This window comes from Methanosaeta sp. UBA458 (assembly GCF_002496085.1).
Lineage (GTDB): Archaea > Halobacteriota > Methanosarcinia > Methanotrichales > Methanotrichaceae > Methanothrix > Methanothrix soehngenii.
In genome coordinates this window covers 1-6,483 of the sequence record NZ_DAIK01000114.1, presented here as the reverse complement: position 1 = coordinate 6,483, position 6,483 = coordinate 1, and the positions used below count along the sequence as shown (strand labels likewise).

Annotated in this window: 6 protein-coding genes; 5 read left to right on the top strand and 1 reads right to left on the bottom strand. The window is 53.6% G+C overall.

From position 1 onward, the window contains the following. Nucleotides 1–897 (bottom strand): hypothetical protein (locus tag BP822_RS08415; RefSeq protein WP_286878118.1); only part of this gene is annotated, 897 nt, incomplete at its 3' end. Between the two features lie 206 nt (nucleotides 898–1,103). Here BP822_RS08415 and BP822_RS08410 point away from each other — a divergent pair. The 5 genes from BP822_RS08410 to BP822_RS08390 all read left to right on the top strand — a co-directional run. After that, the gene (locus BP822_RS08410; RefSeq protein ID WP_273271528.1) at nucleotides 1,104–1,484 is read left to right on the top strand and encodes a hypothetical protein; all 381 of its coding nucleotides are present in this window, start codon (nucleotides 1,104–1,106) and stop codon (nucleotides 1,482–1,484) included. A gap of 456 nt (nucleotides 1,485–1,940) precedes the next feature. Then, nucleotides 1,941–2,504, top strand: coding sequence for a helix-turn-helix domain-containing protein (locus BP822_RS08405; protein WP_048132863.1), 564 nt, complete (start codon nucleotides 1,941–1,943; stop codon nucleotides 2,502–2,504). 21 nt (nucleotides 2,505–2,525) lie between these two features. Further along, nucleotides 2,526–4,427, top strand: coding sequence for an AMP-binding protein (locus BP822_RS08400; RefSeq protein WP_324307036.1), 1,902 nt, complete (start codon nucleotides 2,526–2,528; stop codon nucleotides 4,425–4,427). Nucleotides 4,428–4,429: 2 nt separating this feature from the next. Then, complete coding sequence (locus BP822_RS08395) at nucleotides 4,430–5,473, top strand: 3-methyl-2-oxobutanoate dehydrogenase subunit VorB (RefSeq protein ID WP_286878116.1); 1,044 nt, start codon at nucleotides 4,430–4,432, stop codon at nucleotides 5,471–5,473. Continuing rightward, nucleotides 5,474–6,483, top strand: a 1,010-nt coding sequence (locus BP822_RS08390; protein ID WP_286878115.1) for a thiamine pyrophosphate-dependent enzyme, incomplete at its 3' end; no start/stop codon positions are given.

Genomic DNA, 6,483 nt, shown 5'->3' with positions numbered 1-6,483 from the left:
TTCCTTTGCCAGTTCATCTCTCTTCTCAGATTGGCTCTCCTGCATCTCATTTGCCTTTGCAGGTGTCGAGCTTGCCTCCCCAGCGGCCATAACCCGGGCATCGATATCGTTTGGTGTGTCTGCTTTGACCGTTGTCCCGGTCTCTGTCGTCTCTGGCTTGGCCGGTGTCTCCGCTTTGGCCGTTGCTTTAGCCTCCGCAGATGTTTCAATCTCTGCCGGCGTCTCTTCATTTGCCTGCTTTCCGGCCTTTTCGTCCTCGTCCGCCTTTATCGCTCCCTCATCAGAGCTTTTTTCTGGCAATTGACTTATGGATGTCTGATTTTTGGCAGTAGCATTTGCGCTCTCATTATCCGGGACGGCTGCTTTCTCTTCCTTCTCCGACGAGGACTTTGAACGGGATGAGCTTGAAGAGCCTGATGAGCTATGGCTTTTCTTGCTGCTGGTTGATGAGCTGGTCTTCTTTGCAGAAGCGATGGAGCCTGTCGCCTGCCCAGTTGCGGAGCTGGTTTGGGACGAATCAAGCTCCCTGCTCGCATTTCCATTTTCATCTTTGCCTGTTGAATTCGAGGTCGATTGGCTGCTCATCGCCTTATCTGGGGATGCATTGGCATCAAGAGCACTCAAAGCATTCTCCTGTCCTCCATCATCCGTAGCGCCACCGCTTGCTTTTTTGTCGCCCCAAAGAGCTGGGAATATGATGCCCTTGCCGCCCTGAATGCTCATATTATCGTAATCGATGCCAAAAGAGAAGATATCCGAAATCAGAAAAGCGGCTGTGCCAGTCAGTGACATCAGTGTGAGTATCAAAATAAGATTGTATATTCTGGGATGCTTTCCCTTCAATCTATCTTTAGCCAGACTGTAATAGGTGGTTCTCGATCCCATAAAGTCCTTCATACTTAATCAGATATTTTCTAAAGTTTATAACTCTTGCGATTGAATATTCCATTTATTTACGAAGTCTCTCAATTGAGATCTCATTTTACTTGATTACTAATGAGTATAAATAATTTATGTTCGCCATTGCACTGGATAGAGCGGCTCATTCCAATAAGTATTTTCTTAGGTAAATTATATATACTGTTATTAACCGAATACTCTCATTGAAGGTGAGTAATATGAAAAAGATCATCTGCAAAAACTGCGGAGTGGTAAACGAGATCTCCGATGGAGCTTTAGACGATGGCGATGATTGGCTGGAATGCACCCTCCCTGAGGGCTTTGAATGGATCCTGCCTGCGGGGAAGATAACTCCGATAGTAGGCGAGCCCCTCTACATCTCCGGCTTTGGCGAGCACCTCTCCCGCCAAGCCTACCGGGACAAATACGACATCGATCCGGAGATAGCCTATCAACTCATGCGCGGGAGCAGTCGCGTTCGAACTGCCGCTATGGCATATGCCGGCAAGCAGAGGGTCGCAGCAACGGTCAGTTCAAAGAGAAGATCAGAGAGCTGGCTTGATGAAGACGACTGGACCTCTTGAAAGGATATGTATACTGGGCCCATAACAGGTAGAATATATGGCCATCTGCAGCTGCCAGGAGCCTCTGGCAATCGCTCACGACAGCTATAATAATTAAAAATCGCCCATAATGGCCATAATGGCTCATAGTATTCGTTTTTGCGGGGCAAAACACCTTTTCTCTGGCAAAGAATCGCCTGGTCAGTCAGGTTTCCGTTTTATCTCCAAGCTTCCCTCAGTCATCAATTTTAGGGTGAATGATTAAGTGATTATTATGTATTTCAGGCACAATTGAGCATAATTGATAATTAAGGCACCATATCATCCTTATTCATCATCCGATATGGATCGGCCCGAATTGAGCCCATTTCCTGAGATAGATTCAAATATAAATGTATGGCAGTCTCAACCCTGCATTACCTGTGGCCTGGATCTACTGCTCTGGACCATGAAGTTGGGATGCGCCGAGGAATGTGCATGAAAGAAACGCTTGAGGAGATAGGAACGCGACTTCGTGAGCTGAGAGAGCTGAACCGAGTATCGCCCGAAGAGATGGCAGAGCACCTGAATGTGGCAGTTGACACGTACAACTGCTATGAGGACGGTATGCTGGACATCCCGGCCAGCATTCTCATAGGCATTGCGCGACGGCTGAACGTGGATACAGGCCTGCTCCTAACCGGCGAGGAGTCCAAGATGAGCATCTTCGCCATAACCCGTAAGGGCGAGGGTGTGGAGGTGGAGCGCAGAAAGCAGTATCATTATCAGAGCCTGGCCAGAAAGTTCGCCAATAAGAAGGCTGAGCCTTTTATCGTCACCATAGATCCCAAGAAAGAGAGCCAATCACATCCGGTCCACTCGCTATACAGCCACCCAGGCCAGGAGTTCGAGTATGTTCTTGAGGGCACACTAAAGATCACCATCAATGAGAACGAGGTCATTCTCAATGAAGGGGACTCGATATTCTTTGATTCAACATATGACCATGTCATGGAAGCTTTAAGTGATAAGCCGGTGAAGCTTTTGGCCGTGGTCATGTAAACCCGTTACAGAGGATTAAAAATGACATCTTTATTGCCTAGGTATGTCTCGCGATTGGATTTCAAATCATACGATGACTTCAGAGAGAACCTGAAGATCCTCGTCCCAGAGAACTTCAATTTCGCTTATGACGTCGTCGACGTTTATGCCGCTGAATGTCCTGATAAATGTGCACTCGTCTGGTGTAACGATCATGGCGAGGCGAAGACCATCAGCTTCAAAGAGCTGAAGAAATTAAGCGACAAAGCAGCCAACCTCTTTCAGGGCTTTGGAATAAAGAAGGGCGATACGGCGATGCTCACCCTCAAGAGCCGCTGGGAGTTCTGGGTGTGTATGGTGGGCTTGAACAAGCTCGGCGCAATCTCCATCCCTTCCACCCATATGCTGAAAGCCAAAGACTTCCTTTATCGCATCAAAAAAGCAGATCTGAAGCTGATCGTCTGCATCGGTGAGAACGGCGTTCCTGCAGAGTTCGATGCCGCCCACAGAGAGGCGGGAGAGGTCCCCCTGGTCAAAGCCCTGGTTGGAAGCCGGGATCTGAATCGAGAGGGCTGGATCAACTTCGATCTGGAGCTGGAACGGGCAAGTGAAACTTTCGTTCGGCCTAAAGGAGATCAGGCGACTAAAAACGATGACATACTTCTGGCATACTTCACCTCCGGCACCACCGGCTATCCGAAGCTGGTCAAGCACGATCAGACCTATCCACTGGGCCATATCCTCACCGCCAAGTTCTGGCAGAATGTAGAGGATGACGGATTGCATTACACAGTTGCCGATACCGGCTGGGCCAAATGCGCCTGGGGCAAGATATTCGGCCAATGGATAGCAGGATCGGCCGTCTTCGTCTATGATTACGACCGCTTCGATGCTGGAAGGATGATGGATGAGATGGGCAAATACGGCGTGACCACCTTCTGCGCCCCGCCCACCATCTTCAGGTTCATGATCAAGAGCGATATGTCTCGCTACGACTTCTCCCGCCTCAAGTATGCAGTCACAGCAGGCGAGCCCCTCAACCCTTCGGTATATGAGAGCTTCCTTGAGACCACCGGCCTGCGGCTGATGGAGGGATACGGCCAGACGGAGACCGTGGTCTGCATCTCCAACTATCCCTGGATGGAGGCCAAACCAGGATCCATGGGAAAGCCAGCAGCAGGATACGATATCCTCCTGGTGGGAAAGAACGACAAGATCTGCGAGGTGGGCGAGGAAGGGGAGATTGTGATCAGGACGGATAAAGGAAAGCCGGTGGGCCTTTTCACCGACTACCACATGGACCCGGACAAGACCCAGAACACCTGGCACGATGACTATTATCATACCGGAGATACCGCCTGGCGAGACGAGGATGGATACTTCTGGTTCATCGGCCGGACGGACGACATGATCAAGAGCTCCGGCTATCGGGTGGGGCCCTTTGAGGTCGAGTCGGCTCTCATGTCCCATCCCGCCGTCCTGGAGGTGGCAATCACAGGAGTTCCCGACCCCATCCGCGGTCAGGTGGTCAAGGCTACGGTGGTTCTCACCCAGGGATTCAGCCCCTCCGAGGAGCTGAAACGAGAGCTGCAAGACCACGTTAAAAAGGTGACGGCGCCCTACAAGTACCCCCGAATAGTCGAGTTCGTTGATGAGCTTCCCAAGACCATCAGCGGCAAGATCAGGAGGGTGGAGATCCGGGATAAGGACAAGCCCTATCCGGTGATCAATTCCCTGGAATGCAAAGCATGCGAGAGGTGTGTTGAGGCCTGTCCGGCAGGAGTGCTGAAGATGGGCAGTGAGCTGAACGTCCGCGGCTACAACTATGTGCTATACTCAGGAGACGGATGCATAGGCTGCGCAGCCTGCTACTACACCTGTCCCGAGCCGCTGGCAATTGAGGTCCATGTGCCTCAGAAAGAGAAGTCTGCGCAGGAGAGCTGAAAATGGCATCTGGATTAATGGCGGGGAACAGTGCAGTGATCGTGGGAGCGCTCTATGCAGGATGCGACTGCTTCTTCGGCTATCCCATAACTCCGGCCAGCGAGATATTGCAGGAGGCCTCCAAATTCTTCCCTCTGGTGGGCCGCAAGTTCGTCCAGGCGGAATCGGAGGAAGCAGCGATCAACATGGTCTATGGGGCTGCGACTGCCGGCCACCGGGTGCTGGCCGCCAGCTCCGGGCCGGGAATGAGCCTGAAGCAGGAGGGAATAACATACATCGCCGGAGCGCAGCTGCCCTGCGTTATCGTGGACATCTGCCGGGCGGGGCCGGGCTTGGGCAACATCGGTCCAGAGCAGTCCGACTACAATCAGGCCTGTAAGGGAGGAGGCCACGGCTGCTACCACAACATTGTCCTCGCTCCAGCCAGCGTGCAGGAGATGTGCGACTTCACTCGCAAGGGCTTCGACCTGGCCTTCAAGTACAGAAATCCGGTGATCATCCTGGCGGACGGAGTTCTGGGGCATATGGTCGAGCCCCTCCAGTTTCCCCAGGAGGCAATAGAGCATACCATTGATACCACCTGGGCGGTGGCAGGCAGGGCGGAGACCAGAGGAAATCTGGTTACATCCATCTCTTTGGACTTCGGCGACCTGGAGAAGCATAACCTGATCTTGCAGGAGAAGTACCGCCAGGTGGAGGAGAACGAGGTTTTGTGGGATGGATACCGGCTGGAGGATGCGGATGTGGTCTTAGTCTCCTACGGCATCAGCAGCCGGATCGCCCGATCGGCGGTGGACAGTGCCAGAAAGGAGGGAATCCGGGCGGGGCTCTTCCGGCCCATAACCCTCTATCCATTCCCCACGGAGCAGATCGCCAAGCTTGCCGATAGGGGCTGCAAGTTCATATCGGTGGAGATGAGCAACGGCCAGATGCGAGATGATATTCGCCTTGCCAGCGGCTGCCGGCCGGTGGAGCTTGTCTGCCGTTACGGAGGAAATCTGATCAACATCGACGAGATCATGAATAAAATCAGGGAGGTGGCATAAATGGCGGCAAAAGAGAAGCTGTTCGGCGGGCATCCGGGAATGTACGACGTCTTCCCGCGCAAGGGTGGGTCTGCTCCTACCGCCACTCATTACTGTCCGGGCTGCGGGCATGGCATACTGCATAAGTTGATCGGCGAGGCCATGGCCGACCTGGGAATTCAGGACCGGTGCGTTGTGATCAGTCCCGTGGGGTGTGCTGTATTCGCTTACTATTATCTGGATTCGGGACACGTGCAGGCCGCTCACGGCAGGGCTCCAGCCATAGCCACAGGCATCTCCCGAGCAGAGGATGATGCCATAGTCATCTCCTATCAGGGGGACGGAGATCTGGCCTCCATCGGCCTGAACGAGACCATCCAGGCGGCTAACCGGGGGGAGAAGCTGGCGGTCTTCTTCGTCAACAACACCGTCTACGGCATGACCGGTGGCCAGATGGCTCCCACCACACTGATCGGCGAGGTCACAGCCACCACTCCCCAGGGGCGCGATCCGCAGGAGCAGGGCTATCCCATTCATATCTGCGAGATCCTGGATACCCTCAGCGCCCCGGTATTCATCGAGAGGGCGAGCCTCTCGGATATCGAGCACATTCGCAAGGCCAGGAGGGCGGTGAGACGGGCGCTGGAGGTTCAGCGCGATAAAAAAGGCTATGCCTTTGTGGAACTCCTCTCACCCTGTCCCACCATTCTGAGGATGGATGCCCGGGGATGCGCCCGGTTCATAAACGAGCAGATGGAAAAGGAGTTTCCTTTGAAGAGGTTCCGGGACAGGTCGACTGAAGCAGAGCCCATCGTCAGGCCGAACAGCGACTACACCCTGCAGTCCCTGGACAGGATCTTCGGCTGCGAGGATAATGTATGTGTCCAGTTCGAGCACGATCCGGAGTTCGTGCCCAAAGGGGTGAAGATCGCTGGGTTCGGCGGGCAGGGGGTGCTCAGCATGGGGCTGGCCCTGGCCCAGGCGGCCTTCGGATGCGGTCGGTTCGTCTCCTGGTATCCGGATTACGGGCC